This window comes from Brumimicrobium glaciale (genome assembly GCF_004152935.1).
Lineage (GTDB): Bacteria > Bacteroidota > Bacteroidia > Flavobacteriales_D > Crocinitomicaceae > Brumimicrobium > Brumimicrobium glaciale.
On sequence record NZ_SETE01000007.1, the window covers coordinates 92,251 to 110,926 of the forward strand.

Below are 18,676 nucleotides of genomic sequence, written 5' to 3' on the forward strand. Positions count from 1 at the left end.
TCATGATATTATAATTAATTCTCAATATGGAACCCGAACATTCACGGATGTTTATCCGTTTAAATAAGTGTTTAAAAACTGCGTTATCGGTGTTTCAAATGAAAGTAAACTGAAATTAAGCAATTTAATAATTAAAGATTTTGAGAATAATTTATTGAAAGCTTTGAAAAATATAACTAAGAATTAGTCCAACACTATTTTATATAGACTGATTTACAAATATTTAAATAATTTTTCATACTTTTATAGGTACAGAATTTATTTCTTACCTAAATCAAATTCAATGAAAAATCTATTTTTAGTTACTTTACTTATACTTTTCACGTTTTCTAGTTTTTCACAAGCTTTCTCAGAAAAAGAAATGCTAAATGCTTTAAATGCAAGAAAAATTGAAATGGATGAAGGCAATGGAGACGGAGTATTCAAAGCCCAACACAAGTCAACCAAAAAATGGGGAATGTATCAATATATGTACGAAGGCGTTGATACCAAAGAATTGGTTCCTATGGAATACGATAGTTTAAAATTCATTCCATACAATGGCGCTTATTCAGTAGTTTACAACAACGGAAAACTTGGATTACATCTATCAAGATGGTCTTTTGGAGACGGAGCTAAGCAATCAGTTCCATGCCTTTACGATGAATATAAAAGATACAAAGTTGATGGATCATTATACATAGCATTTTCAAAAAACGGACTTTGGGGTTGGGTGGATTGGAAAACAGGCGAAGAAAAAACAGAATTCATTACAAAGGAAGCTGATGATTTACCCTACCCAACTTATAAGCAGTAGATGGAGTTTTAAATCCTACCTAATTATCATTTTAAGTTATTTTCATTAATCAGGATATTCAATTAATGATAACTTTGCATAAACTATAATTGTGGGCATATTTTTCATCATTTTATCGATACTTCTAATTTTATTGAGCTTACTGCCTTTAATTCAAAATCAGCATTGGGTTTTTAGAGCTTCAGAATTCCTAAGTCTACAAGTTTTTATTAGTCAAATAATTGCGAGTATTGGACTTTTCATTTTCGCTGAACAGAATAAAATGTTTTGGGTTATTGTATTGGTTCAATTTGCTTTTATTATCTATCATATTTACATATTCTCAAAATTCACCAAGTTCTTCAAAAGCAAAAATCGTGATATTAAAAGTTCTCAGGCGATTAAAGTAATTTCAACTAACATATATCAGTTCAATAAAGATTTCGATAGATTTAAAAAGTTCATTCAAAAAGAAAATCCCGATATATTTATCACCATTGAAAGCAACAAAGATTGGGAAGTTGCAATGCGTGATTTAGAAGACGATTATCCGCATGCTGAGAAAATCACACTCGAAAACACTTATGGAATGCACATGTATTCCAAAATTCCTTTTGAAAAGATAACCAAGCATTTTTATGTAGCAGATGATGTTCCAAGTATTGAAGCTCATTTTAAAACAAAAAAAGGAGATAATTTTATTCTTTTCTCGGTTCATCCGCCACCTCCGAGTCCAACTGAAGAGGAAAATTCTAAAGAAAGAGATGGGGATTTGTTATGTATCGCTAAACGTTCAAAAGAATTAGAAAAACCAACGCTCGTGATTGGTGACTTCAATACTGTTGCTTGGTCAAAAATCTCAATTTTATTCCGTAAAAATAGCGGCTTAATTGATGGCAGACACGGCCGAGGAATTTTAGCTTCATTTCATGCCAAATACTGGCTATTGCGTGCTCCATTAGATTTGGTTTTTCACAGTTCAACTATTTTCATAAAAGAACTTAAGGTGCTAGAAAATATCGGTTCTGATCATTTCCCGATTTGTTGTGAGTTTTATATCGACTCTTCAGATTCTAGTCAGAAAAATGATGAAGAAACACTGTCTACTGATGAGGATAAAGAAACTGAAGAAATCATAGAAGAAGGAAAAAAAGAGAAAAGTGAAAACCGCAATTAGGTTTCCTTTTTCGAAATTCTAATTCAACAATTATACTCTTGTCATTGCATCTTTCTCTTTTCTTAATGTTTATTCAAGGAGGAACCAAATCCACCAACTTTTAAAAACTCCAAAGATTAACCTTAACTATTTGAATTTTAGATAATAATCGTAATAATTATTTATATTTGACGTAGAATACAAGCTACTCATTGATCAATAGCATTACAAAATCATGAAATTCAATTTCTGGATTATAATATTCCTTATTTCTCCTAATTTGGTATTTACTCAAAATTATTTTGAATATTATCAAGGAATAAATAAAGGCAGAACATTAGTTTCTACCGGCAATATAGAAGAAAGTCTACAAAGCTATTTCTCGACATTTGAAAAATTTGATTTCGTTTTTGCTAGAGATTGCTTTAATGCAATTGAGATTTCAGCAATTACAAAAGACACTGTTAAACTAGATTATTTCATAAGAAGAGGAATCAAACAAGGCTTAGATCTCAAGCTTATCTTGAAAGTTAAAAAGCTCTCAGAGTATCACAATTCCACCTTTATCCATAGGATAGAAAAAGATAATGATAGTTTGAAAGCAGTCTATACTGAATCTATTAATTGGGAATTAAGAAATGAAATGATTGCTATGTTTACAGCCGACCAAGCAGTCAGAGAGAGGTTTTACGATGCTATTTTATTCAAAAGAAGTAAAATTGGTAAAGAGTGGGAAGCTTTAAATAGGGTCCAAGTTGAACGCATTATTGAAATAACTAAAAAACATGGTTTTCCAGGAGAAAAACTGATTGGTATTGATACACCTGAAATGCACTCCAAAATTGGAGACTATAATTTATCTGCAGGAATGCCAATTGTTATTTTCATTCATCATTATAGTCAGCCCAATATTTCCTACGCTCCCCTACTATTTAAACAAATAGAAGCAGGTAACTTATACAATGAACATTTTGCTACAATTTCAGACTTTGAAGTCAAATTTGGAAAGGGCAAACATGAGAATCATGGATTTTTCGCTTTTAAACAAACTTTAAAAAATACAAATGAGCAAGAGGTCAATAAAAGAAGAAATGAAATAGAATTATTATCAATTGAAAAGTTTGAAGAATTGAACAAAAGTAAAGTGATTACTCGATTTTGGAATAGATTATATTAAAGTCTAAAATGAATTAACATTCAATATAAATTTTAACAATAGCGGTCATATAGAAATCTCGCTGAGTAATTCTGAATTGCTTTAAGCGATGTAAAATAATTAAACAATTCATAATTAAATAAACACAAAATCAATACGTTATATAATCCTACACAACCCTAGACTTATGTTAAAAGCTAAAAGGCTTCCATTTTTGATTATCTTGATTTTTATTCTTAATGGACTTATATTTTTTAGAGCATTCTACACCATTGAAGGAATTGAAGAAGTTTTTGCTGAATGTGCTCGAAATTCAGGGAGAACATCTGCTGCAATAAATCTTCTAGTTTTAATTATGCTCGGCTTATTCGGTTTGAAACGAATTTATCACAAAAATAGTTTAAAGGATGCCTTTCGAGTTTTGATTACCTTATTTGCAATAAATCACCTCATACATTTTGTATTTGTTTCCTTCTTATTCAATAGTCATTCCAGGGAATTGGGAATTGTTGAGCATCTTCATGGATTCATAACTTACATTTGTATTGTCCTCCTTCCAATAATTCTTTGGATATCAAAAAAATTAAGCAAGCTCCTCTATCTCGGAATAATTCTTCACATTATAAATGTAACCTATATGATAAGTCATACATTTTATAGCAGATACAAAGAAGAAGATCCTGCATATCTCCACAGAACAGGAATAGTTATCATGGGAATTTTAGTTGTTTACATGATATACAGATTTTTTAAAGAGAGATCAATCAAATTTGAAATAGATAAACATTAATAAAGTCGAATAGCTCGAAATGATTGAGGTTAAATTAGACAAGTTGAATAATCTATATTTTAAGATTATCCAGATTATTCTGATTATCTAAGTTTTTTGAAATGAGAATAGACTATATTTAAAGCTTACGATTTACAATAACATGAAAATACACACTACAAATTACCAAAACACTTTCATTGAAGTTGCTGAAGATTGTCCAGTAAATAAAGCTGAAACTCCACCCTTAAAAGGAAATAAGAAGTCGATTGCCAACATGCAATTTGAAATTTTAGCGAAGAATCCTTATAAATTCACTTCTGATGATGTTCTATTTCAGGTTTTTGCAAATAAAAATGATTTAGCAGAAAGTGAATATAAAAAAGAACGTGAATTATTTTTCTCTAAAGGTCAACCTTGCTTTAGAGCTTCACCGTTGACAAAACGATATGGATTTGGTTTGCATTGTGATGATAACGAGAAAATTGCTGTCTATAAAAGAGAGTCAAAAGAATATGATGATTTTTTAGCAGACGAAACCATTAAAAAAGTGAAGGCTATGCGTTCGAAGAAAGCTTAAAATTTATTTAATGAATTAACATTATTATAAATGCCACATATCCATATCAAAACCCATATAAAAGCGCCTATAGAAAGAGTTTTCGACCTTTCAAGAAGCATAGACTTACATAAAATATCTACAGCTAAATCAAATGAAGAAGCAATTGCAGGAAAAATCAGTGGATTAATTCAGATGAATGAGAGTGTAACTTGGCGAGCGAAACATTTTGGAATAACCCAAGAGTTAACTTCAAAAATAACTGAATACAATCGTCCATTTTCTTTTACAGATGAAATGCAAAAAGGAGCTTTCAAAAGTTTCAAACATGAACATATTTTTTCTGAATCTGAGGGTACTGCGCTAATGGTTGATGTTTTTGAATATAAATCACCTTTGGGTTTACTTGGGAAATTAGCAGATATTTTATTTCTTAAAAAGTATATGAAAAAATTTCTTTTGGAACGCAATCAAGTGATTAAAGAATTTGCTGAAAGTGAAAATTGGAAAGAGGTTTTGAAATGAAACAAGCTATAAAAATAGGCGCTGAAGTTGATTCTATAGCAACAGTTCCATCGAATTCAACAATCACGGATCCAAATCGAAATGTGATTTTGATTGATCAGCGCAGATAAAATACAATCGACCATTTTCTTTCACAGGTTAAATCTAAAAATGAGCTTTCAAGAGTTTCAACCATGAACATATTACCACTGAATCTAATGGAATGACTGAATTGGTGGATATTATAACCTCGTCTGTTTATCAAGAGCTATTATCTAAATTTTAAAGATACTTTGATAGAAAGTATAAATCTTCAAAGTAATTATGTAATTTCATAAGTCAAATCAATAATTAGGGAATATTTCCAACTTATTAATTAACACTACTTTTATATGAAAAATCTATTAATAACATTTCTGTTTTTCATCATTTCAAATGTATTATTATCTCAAAATGATACAATTCCAATACAAGACAGTACCCAATATAAAATAATTAAAACCGACGGTGGTGTATTAACTGGAATAATTCTCACTCAAGATGCTAGAGAATTACTTTTACTATCAAATGATCAAAGACAGGTTTATATTCCACAACATTTAATTAAAGAAATTATAAAAATAGATAATCCTGAATTTACAAATGATGGTATTTTCATAGGTGAAGAAAATTTTTCAACACGCTATTTTATTACCACAAATGGATTGCCTCTTAAAAAAGGTAATCATTATCTTCAATGGAATCTTTATGGACCAGATTTTCAATTTTCTCTCGGAAAAAACTTTGGTATTGGAATTATGACCACTTGGGTTGCAGCTCCAATGGTCGTGAATTTTAAAAAATCCTGGCAATTAGGTGAGAAAACACATTTAGCTATTGGTGGACTATTTGGAACGATATCTTGGGCTTTACCAGATTATGGGGGAGCTCTTCCATTTGGAACTATTTCATTTGGAGACAGGAAAAACAACATTGCATTTTCAGGTGGTTATGGAGCCATTTGGTACGAAGGAAATGTTGATGGTAGAGCATTAACTAGTGTGGCTGCAATGGTTAAAATTTCAAATAGGTTGAGTTTGGTCTTCGACTCCTTCATTTTATTGCCTTCGAAAGGTCGAAACCTTAACAATCCTGCAAGTATTTATTATAAAAAAAATCAACCTGCTTTCGGAATATTTATTCCAGGGCTAAGATTTCATCAAAATGAAGGAAGGGCATTTCAATTCGGTATTTTGGGTATCGCTACAAAAGATCTATTTACAAACTTTCCTATTCCTATGGTTCAATGGTATAGAAAATTATAATCACCTGATTTCAAAAATAGTTAGTGAACAAAAAAGCATTATTATTTTTTTTGAATTTATTAAACTTTAGCGCATTAGATTTCTCTTTTGGTATGAAGCCTAGTAAATATGAAAGAACTTGTAGGAGTTTTAGTTTATTGATAAGGAAACTCAATAAAGCAGCTGAAAATCCATATTTTAATTCGTCTGTAAAAAGAGGAGAATATTCTAGTAGATGTCCTTTTGCGGAATTTCATGCGAAAGAATCTTTGGTTGATAAAGCTAAAAACAGGAATCTTCCATTGAAGATTGTTAAACTAAAATCAATAGAAGATGCTCAGAAGACATCATGTCCAGCAACAATTTTTAATATATTTTTGAATGGTAAATTCATGACAACAGATAGCAGTGTTTGTATAGCAAGTAGAAATGATAAGGTGATTGAGAAATTAAATTTAAGCTAGTTTATAAGCATTGATAGGCATCAAAGGAAGAATCTAAATAAAATCAAAATAGCTCTAAATCATTCAACTTTCAATTATTATTTTTATTGATTCTAAACAATTTTATTAATTTTATGTTCTTAATTAATAGTTAATATATTTTCACATTATTCAAAAAGATGATAGAAACCCAAAAAAAAGAGAAATTAAAATCGCTTAAACGAAGGAAAAGTTACTTATCAGAAGCTAAAAACCAAATAGTCTTATTGGAAAAAGATCAATTGGTAGGTACAAGATTTGTGGACAAATTAAAGGAACATAATCAATTTCCTTTAAAAGCAAGAACCACAAACATTCTACAGTTGAATTTGGGTTATATGTGTGATTTAACATGCGAACACTGTCACGTTGATGCTGGTCCAGACCGCAAGGAAATCATGACTAAAGAAACATTGGAACAAGTGTTGAATGTGGTTGATAAAACAGATGTTCACACAGTAGATTTAACCGGTGGAGCGCCAGAAATGAATCCGCATTTCTTATGGTTGGTAGAAGAATTGACCAAAAGAAATGTAAAAACCATTGTGCGCAGTAATTTAACGATTTTAGTTTCCAATAAGCGTTATAGAAAATATCCAGAATTTTTCAAAGAACACAATATTGAAGTTATTGCTTCTATGCCTTGTTATACGCAAGATAACGTAGACAAACAAAGAGGTGATGGAGTTTTTAATAAATCTATTGAATCTTTAATTATTTTGAATAAATTAGGTTACGGAATAGAAGGTTCAGGATTAAATCTGCATTTGGTATTCAATCCTGGAGGAGCAAGTTTACCGCCCGAGCAATCTGCTTTAGAGCAAGATTACAAAGTGAGATTGAAAGCTGATTGGGATATTGAATTTAATTCTCTCTACACAATTACAAATCTTCCTATTTCAAGGTATTTAGACTTTCTTTTGGCTGCAAACAAGTACGAAAGCTACATGGAAACATTAATCAATGCTTATAATCCAGTTGCAGCAGAAAATGTGATGTGTAAAGACACTATTTCTGTAGACTGGGAAGGGTATTTGTACGATTGTGACTTTAATCAAATGTTACAACTTAAAGTGCAAGGCAAACGTCAGCATGTTAGCGAATTCGACCAAGATGAACTTTTGAAGAGAAATATCATGATTGGTCAACATTGTTATGGCTGTACTGCTGGAGCAGGTTCAAGTTGTCAAGGAACAACGACATAATAAATTCCTTGCAACACATCAATTCTCATTCAATCATTTGAATATTATATTTATACAATAAAACTTTAAGAATGAATTCCAAAAATGCGCTTATTATCATGACAAAAAACCCTGAATTAGGGAAATGTAAAACAAGATTAGCAAAAACTTTAGGTGATAAAAAAGCATTAGAAATTTATATTAAATTAATCGATTACACAGCCAAAATTGCTAAAGAAGTCGAGGCAGATAAGTTTATTTATTCAACTGATGTCTTAACTGATTCTAAACGCTGGGAATGTCCAAATACATTTTTCAGTATTCAAAGTAAAGGAGATTTAGGAGAACGAATGAACAACGCAGTTCAGAATGTTTTGAATCAAGGCTATGAAAAAATAATTATTCTAGGTTCTGATTGTGCGGAGATTAATTCATCTGATATTAACTCCGCTTTTGACCAATTAAATAATCATGATTATATCTTAGGTCCAGCACTAGACGGAGGTTACTATTTAATTGGAATGAAGGAAGTTAGCCCTACTCTATTTCATGATATGATTTGGAGTACTGAGCATGTTCTATCTGACTCTATTTCAAGAATAAAAGCAAAAAATTCATCTTATTTTCTACTTGAAGAAAAATCTGATATCGATTTTGAAGAAGATTTAAAACGTGAAGGATATGTGGATTTTCAATTAATAATTGAAAATTCGTAATTCGTAATTCGTAATTTAAGATGGGTCAACATCAACTATAACCCTCACCGACTTATTATAAGAAACACTATAAAAATCATCAATCTTCTGTTGTAACAGCAATTTCACCTTCTTATTCGAAGCGTCTCGCTCAACTTTCAGTCGAATTACTTTTAGATAACTATTCTGTATTCTCTTAACAACTGGGAATTCGGGCCCTAAAACTCGACTTCCAAATGCTTGTTTCATTCGATCAGCCAAATCCATAGCCATTACCTCGAGCTTGTTTGGATCGCGGTGTTTAAGCGTCAAATTAATCATCTTATAAAAAGGCGGATAAAAATAATTCTTACGTTCAATCAATTCATTCTTGTAAAAACCCATATAATCGTGATTAATCACGTGCTGAATAATCCAATGGTCAGGATCATACGTCTGAATCACTACAGTTCCACGTTTGGTCTTTCTTCCAGAACGTCCAGCCACTTGTGACATCAACTGATAACTGCGTTCAAAAGCACGGAAATCTGGCCGATTCAGCATCATATCAGCATCTAGAATTCCAACCAAACTTACATTATCAAAATCCAATCCTTTGGTAACCATTTGTGTTCCCACAAGAATATCGATCTTACGCGCATCGAAATCATTCAAGATATTTTCATAGCTGTTCTTTTGACGCGTTGTATCTAAATCCAAACGCTGAACACGCACACCAGGTAGAATTATAGATAATTCATCTTCAATCTTCTCTGTTCCAAAGCCAATCATTTTAAGGCGATTACTCTGACATTTTGGACAAGCACCAACGGGCGGGGTGAAATAACTACAATAATGGCATTTTAGAATGTTACTGTTCTTGTGATAAGTCAAGGAAACATCGCAATTTTTACAATTCGGATTCCAACCACAAACTTCACAAGCCCAAACAGGATTATACCCTCTTCTGTTCTGAAAAAGAATGATTTGCTCCTTGTTTTCTAAAGCTTTTTTCATGTGCTCCACCAAGAATCCAGAGAAATCCGATTGCATGGTTTTCTGCATTTTCTCCTTCTTGATATTTGCAGTGAAAATCTCCGGCATTTGTATGTCACCAAAACGTTTGTCCAGTTTCACCAAACCATATTTCCCTTCTTCTGCGTTGAAATATGTTTCCATTGCTGGAGTTGCAGAACCCAAAAGAACCTTCGCACCATGAAAAGCACGCAAGACAATTGCTGTATCACGCCCATTATAGCGGGGACTTGGATCATATTGTTTGAATGAAGATTCATGTTCCTCATCCACGATTATCAATCCTAGATTTCTAAAAGGCAAGAAAACTGCACTTCTCGCTCCTAGAACAATTTGAAATTTCGTTGTGTCATTATGTAAAAGTGAATTCCAAATTTCAACACGTTCATTTTGATTAAATCGAGAATGATATACTCCAATTTTATCACCAAAATATTTCTGTAAACGTTGAATTAATTGAGTTGTTAAGGCAATTTCCGGCAACAAGAATAAAACCTGTTTCCCTTTATCCAATTGCTCTTGAATCAATTCAACATAAACCTCAGTTTTACCAGAACCTGTCACACCATGTAAAAGCGTAACATCCTTCTCAACAAAAGATTCTCTAATCTCATCTAAAGCACGTTGTTGATCAGGTGACAATTCTTTAAACGCTGAATCCGCTTCATCTCTCTCCATTAAACGGGAAATCTCCATTCGTTTAATTTTCAGAATTCCATCTTTGTCTAAAGTGTTGAATGAAGAAGCAGAAGCTCCTTTCTCCACCAATTCCGACCTTAAAATAGGCTTAGAAATACCTTGCTTAAAACCTCCCATTTGCATGTAGGTTAAAATGGCATCCAATTGTTTTTTCTTACGTTTGTCTTCACTCAAAACATCAATTAAAGCTTTCAACTGTTCATCTGATTGGTATTCTTTGGCCAATTCAACAAATAATTGAGTTTTTGGAGCGTATTTTTGTTTTAAATCTTCTTGCGTAATAATCACCCGTTTTTCAATGAGCGCCTTAATTACAGGTTGTATCGTTTTAATTCCAAGAATATCAGAAATCTCTTTTAAGTCTAACTCACTTTGTACTTCAAGCGCTTCAACAACTTGGTATTCTCTGTCCGTAAGTATTTCTGAATTCCCTTCGTATTCAGGATGAATCAACACTTTTGTTTCACTTCCCAACTTAAAATTCGATGGCAAGGCAGCATTCATTACATCACCAAGTGGCGCCATGTAATATTCTGAAATCCAATTCCATAATTTGAATTGTTTCCCAGTTATAATAGGAAATTCATCTAAGACAGCTTCAACATATTTCGATTGATATCCTTCAGGAACAACCTCATGGACTTTCACGATAATTCCCGTTTGCAGTTTTGATCTACCAAACGGCACCACTACCCTGATACCTGTTTTCATAAAGTCATTCATCTCGAATGGAACTCGATATGTAAAGGCATTATTGATGGGAACTGGTAGAATTACGTCTACAAAATATGTCTTTCTTTCTTCCACGATTCAAAGTTAAGAATGAAGTGGTAATTTTGGTTGGATTGGATGGAAATAATCGTTGATTTTACAATATTCTGGAAATTCAAACTTCAATAGATAACAAACCATTGTAAATCTTATTCTCTTGACTTCTTCTAATTGATAAAAAAATAACTTTTATTTTAATTTCAACGCATTGGATATCCCTCAAAGTTCTCTATCTTTGTAGCACTATATTAAATGGGGCTGACCTGGATTTGACAGCAACTGCATCTAATTAGTATAAGCATGTCGAGCCATGTGGTGAGTCTCGTAAATCTCTGGTCACAAACGATAATTGACAACACGTCATATAATCTTGCAGCGTAGTAACTTAGGTTACTAGCTTAATCCACTCCGAAGTACAGTACGAGGGACAAGTTTCTCGCCAGTTCTCCCGTCTCATGAGCACTGGATCCCGAGAAATCAACAATTTGAGAATAGTTTGCAAACGGCTTCTGTTTGTCTGCGAAATTTAACGAAGATAAGTTATGGTCAGGGTGTTTGTGTCCGTTCCATAATCGAAAACTAAATCACAAAATAAACATGTAGAAGGCTAGCTATTTCATTGTTTGGACGAGGGTTCGAACCCCTCCAGCTCCACAAGATTAAGTTCAAAAGAGACTCTCCAATTTTATGGGGAGTTTTTTTTTTGGAAAGAAAATGGGGTGAGAAGTTTATGCTGAGCGACCATAGGAGCCGAAGTAAACCCCTCCAGCTCCACAAGATTAAGTTCAAAAGAGACTCTCCAATTTTATGGGGAGTTTTTTTTTGATTAAACATTGAGGTGAGGATTTTTAGTGATCGAGCTGAATTGATGAAATCAAATACTTTCAGCATGTGAAATACAAGTTATTTCGCAAAACATATACCTCTCATATTTTTTAAGCCAAAACTTATTGCGTGTTGGGAGTATTGTAGTGATAAACGCAAACAACAGCAAGCAATTAAATAAAACACGCATTAATAACAAAAAATATTAACGCGTGTTTGGAGAAATCAACCACTATTCAAAGCAATATTTAGTTAATTCGTGAAGCAAATAATCAATCCCACAAATCCAACATTCATCATTCATAATTACCCTCAGTTCTCCACATAAAATGGATTATCCTCCAAATCCGTAACAAACGAACTAAAATGAAATTTGAAAAACTTTTTAAACAATTCCCAAGTCAGCTCTTCTGGCCAATCTTCGTCATCTGTTGAAATATCAAAAAGTTCATTTTCAAAGATAAATTCCCAATAGTTCTCTAACGCTTCTTCTGCATCGCCAGTAAAACTATCTTCTGCAATTAGATAAGTATTAAATTCTGAATAATCATCTGCGTTTGTAGGATCTTCTGGAAATACTGCGTTTGCCCAATCAAAGAATGCTTGTTTTGGAATAATTAAAACTGCATTTCTATTTATCGTTATCGGTTCGTTCATTTTATCTTTTTTATTGCTTTTATTCTAGAATCGTACTCTTGTTAAGATTGCAACTCTTTGTCAGCGCTAAGTTAAGTATTAAATTGATTAACCATTTGACATAGCAAGCATAAATCTTAACCACTGATAACCTAATCCGATTAGGATAGCAAGTCCAAAACTTAGTAATGTTCCAATTAAAATATATTCGGTAAGATTTCGATCTTTTGCGTTGGATAAATCACCAAATCTAAATACAGATTTAGCTGCTAATAAAAACCCTATTCCCTCCCAATAGTTTAAAATGATAAAACCAAATATGAACAAGCGCTCCAACATTCCGATGTAAGCTCCAGCGTTTTCAAGTGATTCATGACTCTCTTCTTCAGGTTTCCATTTTGAAATAAGAACCCGCATAATTATTGATGTCACTACTGTCACCATCAAAATTGCAACTATCAAAAGCAAAGCTTGCGGCAAATATAAGTCAAGATTTATAAATTCAAAACGAATATAATAATACACAACTCCAATGATAACAGCCAAATGCAGCAACTGATCTAAGAAGAATAGCGCAATATTATTCACTTTATTAATAGCATACAGTTTTCCAAGGTCAATCAAAAAATGGGAAACCAAAATAATTACTATTCCCAACCAATAACTGAAATCAAATTGTAATGCAAGAATCAGAAAAAGTGCATGCAATAAAATATGCAAATACAACTTCGGAGATTTCAGCTTGAGTTGTCTTTTATTTTGAACCCACTTATTTGATTGAAAGACGAAGTCTCCCAGAATATGCGCCAGAATGAGTTTTAGTGCTAGAACTATCATATATTAATTACCTCTTCTTTATAATAGGTTAATAGTTTTTGAATTTCATCGAAACCTCCACGCTTTAAAGCAATACTAATATTACTTTGACTTTTATCAAGTAGTTTGGCCATCTCCAATTGTGTCATTTTTGGATTTTCTAAACTCAGTTGAATAATCTCTGAGGACAAAGGCGTCCAATTATCCATAGATAATCCAGCGAGAGAAAGCATGACATTCATTGTTTTATCGAATGCTTTAGATGGTGAACTTACCGCTAAAAGTTCTTTTTTTAAGGTTTCAAAACATTCTCCTGATCGTAAAAATGCAGAGCCATTTGATTCAGTAATTTTTGAAGCTTCGTAATCAACTTCACCAATTCCAATAGACATACGGATATCAAGCTCCTTAAATTGTTTAATCTGAGATTTCAATAATATTGCAGCCTGCAGAGCATTCTCTGATTCAATTTTCAACTGAAAACTATCTCCTCTATAAATCTCCCAATCTTTTGGTTCATTTCCAAACAATCGCAAAACCTTCTTCAGTTTTAACAACCATTTCTTAGCATCTACTGACCTAGAGTTTACAATATCACCTGTTATGATCGCTTTCATTATTTAATTTTCATTTAAGATAAATATACTCAAAATTGTATATAAAGCCAAATATACTCAATTTTAGGTATATTCTTAATTATACTCGATTTTAGGTATATTGGTGATTATACTCAATTTTGAATATAATTAAATTGGGCTACCAATATAGCTCGTTAATCCCTAATTTTAACGAAGTGTTTTTTCAATAATACAGCCGATAATCGCATTAATTAATTTTATCTAGAGTTAAGCTTTAGCAAAAAGGAAGAAGGGATTCCTCAGTTGTTAAAATCTAAGATTTTCTCAACTATCGGAATGACAGTTCGTAGAGAAGTCTTTGGGGTAAAATTTGCTCAAGCTTCGCTTGAGCAAATTTTACCCCACCCAAGCCAACGAAAACCTGTCATTCCGATACATCGGCAAGCTCAGCACAAGTGGAGTGAAACGACGAGAAATCTCTTTTTAAATAATTACGACTTAGCTTGGTAACCCAATAATTAAATATAGCTACTTTAAACCCGATACATATGATTATCAGCTTAAAGCCAGATAATTCATTCGATTAATATGATAAAGCATTCATTTCATCTCATTTAACTACTAATGTTAACTTTCATATACTCACAATAGATTAAATCTAAAATTGTCAACTTATTTCAATCAGCACTCTTCTTTGCTTTCTACTGAATACTCAATACTCAATACTGATATAAAACATTTCCTATTTTAATTGGTTATATCAGCAATGAAAGACTCAAATTATTTAAGTTTGTATTATGGAATTTAAACTCGTTTCTCCTTTCGAACCAATGGGTGATCAACCGCAGGCGATTAAAGAATTAACTGCTGGTGTAAAAAGTGATATTGAACACCAAACTTTACTTGGTGTGACAGGAAGTGGAAAGACATTTACTATTGCAAATGTGATTCAGCAAGTCAATAAACCAACATTGATCTTATCTCATAATAAGACATTGGCAGCTCAATTATACAATGAGTTTAAACAGTTTTTTCCAGAGAATTCTGTTGAATATTTCGTTTCTTACTACGATTATTATCAACCAGAGGCTTATTTACCCATTACAGACACTTTCATTGAAAAAGATTTAGCAATTAATGACGAGATTGAAAAACTTCGACTTTCAGCGACTTCTGCCCTACTTTCAGGTCGACGCGATGTAATTGTAGTTTCTTCTGTTTCTTGTATTTATGGTATTGGAAATCCAAATGAATTTGAGAAAAGTATAATTCCAATTGCTGTTGGTGATACTATACTAAGAAATAAATTCCTGTTTAAACTAGTAGAAAACTTGTACTCACGTGCTGGAGATGAATTTAAACGTGGAACTTTTCGAGTAACTGGAGACACTGTTGATGTGCATTTGGCTTATGCGGATTATGCTTTACGCATTGAGTTTTGGGATGATGATATCGAAGGAATTTACACAATTGATCCGGAAAGCAACGATGTAATAGATGAATTAAAATCTATCAATATTTATCCCGCAAATATTTTTGTGAGTTCACCTGAAACAACAAAAGCGGCCATTGAATTCATTCAAGATGATATGGTTATTCAGGTGGAAAAATTTAAGGAAGAAGGGAAACAAGTCGAAGCAAAAAGATTACTAGAACGAACAGAATATGATTTAGAAATGATCCGTGAATTGGGTTATTGCCAAGGAATTGAGAATTATTCTCGTTATTTCGATAAACGATTACCAGGAACACGTCCTTTCTGTTTATTGGATTATTTTCCAGATGATTTCTTAATGGTGGTGGATGAAAGTCACGTAACACTTCCGCAAATTAGAGCAATGTATGGCGGTGACCGCGCAAGAAAAACCAATCTTGTAGAATATGGTTTCCGTTTGCAAGCGGCTATGGATAACCGACCGTTGAAATTTGAAGAGTTCCAATCGATTGTAAATCAGATTATATATGTGAGTGCTACTCCGGCAGATTTCGAAATTGAAATGTCTGATGGTGTCATTGTCGAACAAGTTATTCGTCCAACTGGATTGCTTGATCCAGAAATTGAAGTTCGTCCTAGTCTAAATCAAATTGATGATTTAATTGAAGAAATTCAAAAGCGAATTTTAATTAAAGAAAGAACTTTAGTAACCACTTTAACCAAGAGAATGGCTGAGGAATTACAAAAGTATTTGGACAGAATGGGAATTCTTTGTCGTTATATCCACAGTGAAGTCGATACGCTAGAACGTGTTGAAATTCTACAGCAGTTAAGAGAAGGAGTTTTTGATGTGTTGATTGGAGTTAACTTATTACGTGAAGGTTTAGATTTACCAGAAGTAAGTTTAGTAGCAATTCTTGATGCCGACAAAGAAGGATTCTTGAGAAACGAACGTTCATTAGTACAAACTGTTGGACGTGCAGCAAGAAACGTAAATGGAATGGTGATTATGTATGCGGATAAAATGACCAAGTCAATGGAGCGTACAATTGAGGAGACTTACCGTAGACGAGCAATTCAAATTGCCTACAACGAAGAACACGGCATGGTTCCTACTGCATTGAACAAAACAAATCAGAATGCTTTCCAATACAGAACGGAAGAAGAAGACAACAGTATGATTGCGGCAGATCCTGTTGAACAATACATGGACAAATCTCAATTAGAGAAAAGTATGAAGAATGCTGAACGTCAAATGAAAAAAGCAGCAAAAGATTTAGACTTTATGGAAGCTGCACGATTACGTGATGAAATGTATCGTTTACAAAACTTGATGAAAGGGAAAGAAGAGTAATCAATCTAATAGTAAACACCAAAGCCTTTTTTTGAACAAATGTAAATCTTGTAATTTCAAAATTAAAGGTGTGTTATTTCAAAGTTCGACTCATGTAATTTCAAAGTTCAATACCTTATTGATAAAAAAAGCCGAGAATAAATAGAAAATATTCTTTCCAATTAAAATATGTACTGAATACAAATTTGAAAAAAGGAAAAGAATAATTAAATTTGTCCCATATATTGGCAATGATGTCTGCCCTGAACCGTCTCTATTGGACTGATGACTTCTATTTAAACTTTAATAAGGGTAATAATTATGAAGTCGAAAATATCTAGAATAAGTCAATGGATCCTCATTGCATTTCTCATCTCTTTTGTTGCAGGTAGTATTTCAGCACTTTTCCTTGGAAGTTTATCAGCTGCAACTCAATTGCGAATTAATAATTCAATTTTCGTTTATCTTCTCCCAATCGGCGGACTATTGATTGGTCTAATGTATTATTTCGGATCAAAAGGTGTTGAAGGTGGCAATGATTATTTGATAAGAGAAATGCACCAACCCAAGCGACCAATTCACTGGAAAATAATTCCTTTGGTGTTTATAGGAACTGTCGCTACACATTTATTTGGTGGATCAGCTGGTCGTGAGGGAACTGCCGTACAAATGGGTGGAGCGCTTGGTGATGCAATCACTCACTTTTTCAGTTGGACAAAAAAACACAGAAAACGATTATTGCGAATGGGTGTTGCTGCGGGATTCTCAGGGATTTTTGGGACACCTCTTGCAGGAGCTATTTTCGCTTTTGAATTACCGAGAGACAAGAAATTCAAGATTGCAGATATAATTTGGGTACTCCTCTCTTCTTTTGGTGGTCATTATTTCTGCATTATTTGGGGAACTCATCATACACAATATCCGATTGAAATATTCCCTTCAATTTCATGGTCAGCAGTTTTATCAACTATAATCGCTGGATTGGCATTTGGAATTGCAGCTTATGCTTTTAGTAAATTCAAACATTTATTCACTCAGCTTTTTAGCAAAATTTCTATTCCTTATTTAAGACCAATGATTGGTGGAGTCGTTCTTTTATTTCTGTTTCTGACCTTTGATATAAAACCCTATTTAGGTTTAGGCATCCCAGAAATTCAATCTGCTTTTAATGAACCCATGAATGAATATAGTTTTCTAATAAAACTACTACTTACTGCTTTAACTTTAGGAGCTGGATTCAAGGGCGGAGAAGCTACACCACTATTTTTCATTGGTGCAATGTTAGGAAATCTATTGTTTTTGATTATTCCATTACCTGTGGATGTTCTTGCTGGAATTGGATTTGTAGCGGTTTTTGGAGCTGCAACTAACACTCCAATTGCAAGCACTTTAATTGGCGCGGAATTATTTGGATTCAATGGAATTCTTTATTTTGGATTAGCAAATGGTGTCGCTTATATGATTCATGGAAATACCAGTGTTTATAGCGATCAACAAATTCTTTTAAAGAAGAAATCCATTTTTAAACAAAAGAAAAGTCTATAAAACTAAAACGTCCAACTCAATAAAGAATCGGACGTTTTAAAACTTTTTATAATCCAAGAAAACAATGTCAACTTGAATCGGAAATTAGTCTGAAATGAGAATTATTGCATTTTATTCAAACGAATAGTCCAATCTTCTCTTGTTTTTTGAACTTTATCTTCAATTGCTTTAAAGTCTTTTTTATTCTCAGCTCTTTTGATTTCACCCATTATCTCTTCTTGGAAATCTGCAGCATCATCGATAAAAGAATCAGATTCAGCTGTTTTTGAGTCATTAAACAATTGTACGCTGTAACATTCATCAACAACATCGTAAATCATTCCGTTGATGTTTTTTTTCAAGCCTCTAATATTTGCCATTTTTTATTTTTTTAAAGTGCATTGAGCACCGTTATTAAATCGAAGTAAAGTTAATCCTAAACTTTTACTATTCCGCATTTTTTCTTGACTTGAATTAAAAAT

17 protein-coding genes, 1 other RNA gene and 1 riboswitch are annotated in these 18,676 nt (G+C 32.7%); of the genes, 13 read left to right on the forward strand and 5 right to left on the reverse strand.

Annotated elements, in window-relative coordinates; all coding sequences use genetic code 11:
- The first annotated feature begins 283 nt into the window (after window positions 1-283).
- From ERX46_RS15635 to ERX46_RS15680, 10 genes are all read left to right on the forward strand, one after another.
- Complete coding sequence (locus ERX46_RS15635; RefSeq protein ID WP_130094803.1) at window positions 284-796, forward strand: hypothetical protein; 513 nt, start codon at window positions 284-286, stop codon at window positions 794-796.
- Window positions 797-887: 91 nt separating this feature from the next.
- The gene (locus ERX46_RS15640) at window positions 888-1,952 is read left to right on the forward strand and encodes an endonuclease/exonuclease/phosphatase family protein (RefSeq protein ID WP_130094804.1); all 1,065 of its coding nucleotides are present in this window, start codon (window positions 888-890) and stop codon (window positions 1,950-1,952) included.
- 214 nt (window positions 1,953-2,166) lie between these two features.
- On the forward strand, window positions 2,167-3,108 hold the full coding sequence (locus tag ERX46_RS15645) for a hypothetical protein (protein WP_130094805.1): 942 nt from the start codon (window positions 2,167-2,169) through the stop codon (window positions 3,106-3,108).
- A 166-nt stretch (window positions 3,109-3,274) separates the two neighbouring features.
- Window positions 3,275-3,877: a hypothetical protein gene (locus ERX46_RS15650; RefSeq protein ID WP_130094806.1), complete on the forward strand. Its 603-nt coding sequence runs from the start codon at window positions 3,275-3,277 to the stop codon at window positions 3,875-3,877.
- 142 nt (window positions 3,878-4,019) lie between these two features.
- Window positions 4,020-4,436, forward strand: coding sequence for a DUF6157 family protein (locus ERX46_RS15655; RefSeq protein WP_130094807.1), 417 nt, complete (start codon window positions 4,020-4,022; stop codon window positions 4,434-4,436).
- 30 nt (window positions 4,437-4,466) lie between these two features.
- On the forward strand, window positions 4,467-4,940 hold the full coding sequence (locus tag ERX46_RS15660; protein WP_130094808.1) for an SRPBCC family protein: 474 nt from the start codon (window positions 4,467-4,469) through the stop codon (window positions 4,938-4,940).
- A gap of 371 nt (window positions 4,941-5,311) precedes the next feature.
- Window positions 5,312-6,223 carry a hypothetical protein gene (locus ERX46_RS15665; RefSeq protein ID WP_130094809.1) on the forward strand — a complete coding sequence of 304 codons (912 nt, stop codon included), beginning with the start codon at window positions 5,312-5,314 and terminating at the stop codon, window positions 6,221-6,223.
- A gap of 23 nt (window positions 6,224-6,246) precedes the next feature.
- Window positions 6,247-6,666, forward strand: a complete 420-nt coding sequence (locus tag ERX46_RS15670) for a YoaP domain-containing protein (protein WP_165366255.1) — start codon at window positions 6,247-6,249, stop codon at window positions 6,664-6,666.
- Between the two features lie 158 nt (window positions 6,667-6,824).
- Window positions 6,825-7,889 (forward strand): arsenosugar biosynthesis radical SAM (seleno)protein ArsS, encoded by a 1,065-nt coding sequence (gene arsS, locus ERX46_RS15675; protein ID WP_130094811.1) that lies wholly within the window; start codon window positions 6,825-6,827, stop codon window positions 7,887-7,889.
- 71 nt (window positions 7,890-7,960) lie between these two features.
- Window positions 7,961-8,584, forward strand: coding sequence for a TIGR04282 family arsenosugar biosynthesis glycosyltransferase (locus ERX46_RS15680; RefSeq protein WP_130094812.1), 624 nt, complete (start codon window positions 7,961-7,963; stop codon window positions 8,582-8,584).
- Window positions 8,585-8,599: 15 nt separating this feature from the next.
- Here ERX46_RS15680 and priA read toward each other — a convergent pair whose 3' ends face one another.
- The gene (gene priA / locus ERX46_RS15685) at window positions 8,600-11,083 is read right to left on the reverse strand and encodes a replication restart helicase PriA (protein WP_130094813.1); all 2,484 of its coding nucleotides are present in this window, start codon (window positions 11,081-11,083) and stop codon (window positions 8,600-8,602) included.
- A gap of 218 nt (window positions 11,084-11,301) precedes the next feature.
- On the opposite strand from priA, the gene ssrA reads away from it, so the two are divergent.
- Window positions 11,302-11,704, forward strand: a transfer-messenger RNA (tmRNA) gene (gene ssrA, locus ERX46_RS15690).
- Between the two features lie 480 nt (window positions 11,705-12,184).
- On the opposite strand, the gene ERX46_RS15695 is transcribed toward ssrA, so the two are convergent.
- The 3 genes from ERX46_RS15695 to ERX46_RS15705 form a co-directional block, all read right to left on the reverse strand.
- Entirely contained in the window at window positions 12,185-12,529 is a 345-nt protein-coding gene (locus ERX46_RS15695) for a hypothetical protein (RefSeq protein ID WP_130094814.1), read from the reverse strand.
- Between the two features lie 87 nt (window positions 12,530-12,616).
- Window positions 12,617-13,345, reverse strand: coding sequence for a DUF3307 domain-containing protein (locus ERX46_RS15700; protein ID WP_130094815.1), 729 nt, complete (start codon window positions 13,343-13,345; stop codon window positions 12,617-12,619).
- Window positions 13,342-13,941 carry a transcriptional regulator gene (locus ERX46_RS15705; RefSeq protein ID WP_130094816.1) on the reverse strand — a complete coding sequence of 200 codons (600 nt, stop codon included), beginning with the start codon at window positions 13,939-13,941 and terminating at the stop codon, window positions 13,342-13,344. The genes ERX46_RS15700 and ERX46_RS15705 overlap by 4 nt, the downstream gene beginning before the upstream one ends.
- A 758-nt stretch (window positions 13,942-14,699) precedes the next feature.
- On the opposite strand from ERX46_RS15705, the gene uvrB reads away from it, so the two are divergent.
- Both uvrB and ERX46_RS15715 read left to right on the forward strand, forming a co-directional pair.
- Window positions 14,700-16,691 (forward strand): excinuclease ABC subunit UvrB, encoded by a 1,992-nt coding sequence (uvrB, locus tag ERX46_RS15710; RefSeq protein WP_130094817.1) that lies wholly within the window; start codon window positions 14,700-14,702, stop codon window positions 16,689-16,691.
- 217 nt (window positions 16,692-16,908) lie between these two features.
- Window positions 16,909-16,972, forward strand: a riboswitch (Fluoride riboswitch).
- A gap of 19 nt (window positions 16,973-16,991) precedes the next feature.
- A complete protein-coding gene (locus tag ERX46_RS15715) occupies window positions 16,992-18,215 on the forward strand; it encodes a chloride channel protein (protein ID WP_130094818.1) in 1,224 nt (407 codons plus the stop codon).
- A 101-nt stretch (window positions 18,216-18,316) separates the two neighbouring features.
- Here ERX46_RS15715 and ERX46_RS15720 read toward each other — a convergent pair whose 3' ends face one another.
- Complete coding sequence (locus ERX46_RS15720) at window positions 18,317-18,574, reverse strand: hypothetical protein (RefSeq protein WP_130094819.1); 258 nt, start codon at window positions 18,572-18,574, stop codon at window positions 18,317-18,319.
- Window positions 18,575-18,676: the final 102 nt, after the last annotated feature.

Bases quoted from the DNA above. Each gene is read 5' to 3' on its own strand.
- ERX46_RS15645 (WP_130094805.1), top strand. From the start codon at position 2,167: ATGAAATTCAATTTCTGGATTATAATATTCCTTATTTCTCCTAATTTG.
- arsS (WP_130094811.1), top strand. From the start codon at position 6,825: ATGATAGAAACCCAAAAAAAAGAGAAATTAAAATCGCTTAAACGAAGG.
- uvrB (WP_130094817.1), top strand. From the start codon at position 14,700: ATGGAATTTAAACTCGTTTCTCCTTTCGAACCAATGGGTGATCAACCG.
- ERX46_RS15700 (WP_130094815.1), bottom strand. From the start codon at position 13,345: ATGATAGTTCTAGCACTAAAACTCATTCTGGCGCATATTCTGGGAGAC.
- ERX46_RS15665 (WP_130094809.1), top strand. From the start codon at position 5,312: ATGAAAAATCTATTAATAACATTTCTGTTTTTCATCATTTCAAATGTA.
- ERX46_RS15715 (WP_130094818.1), top strand. From the start codon at position 16,992: ATGAAGTCGAAAATATCTAGAATAAGTCAATGGATCCTCATTGCATTT.
- ERX46_RS15695 (WP_130094814.1), bottom strand. From the start codon at position 12,529: ATGAACGAACCGATAACGATAAATAGAAATGCAGTTTTAATTATTCCA.
- ERX46_RS15680 (WP_130094812.1), top strand. From the start codon at position 7,961: ATGAATTCCAAAAATGCGCTTATTATCATGACAAAAAACCCTGAATTA.
- ERX46_RS15720 (WP_130094819.1), bottom strand. From the start codon at position 18,574: ATGGCAAATATTAGAGGCTTGAAAAAAAACATCAACGGAATGATTTAC.
- ERX46_RS15650 (WP_130094806.1), top strand. From the start codon at position 3,275: ATGTTAAAAGCTAAAAGGCTTCCATTTTTGATTATCTTGATTTTTATT.
- ERX46_RS15655 (WP_130094807.1), top strand. From the start codon at position 4,020: ATGAAAATACACACTACAAATTACCAAAACACTTTCATTGAAGTTGCT.
- ERX46_RS15635 (WP_130094803.1), top strand. From the start codon at position 284: ATGAAAAATCTATTTTTAGTTACTTTACTTATACTTTTCACGTTTTCT.
- ERX46_RS15660 (WP_130094808.1), top strand. From the start codon at position 4,467: ATGCCACATATCCATATCAAAACCCATATAAAAGCGCCTATAGAAAGA.
- ERX46_RS15705 (WP_130094816.1), bottom strand. From the start codon at position 13,941: ATGAAAGCGATCATAACAGGTGATATTGTAAACTCTAGGTCAGTAGAT.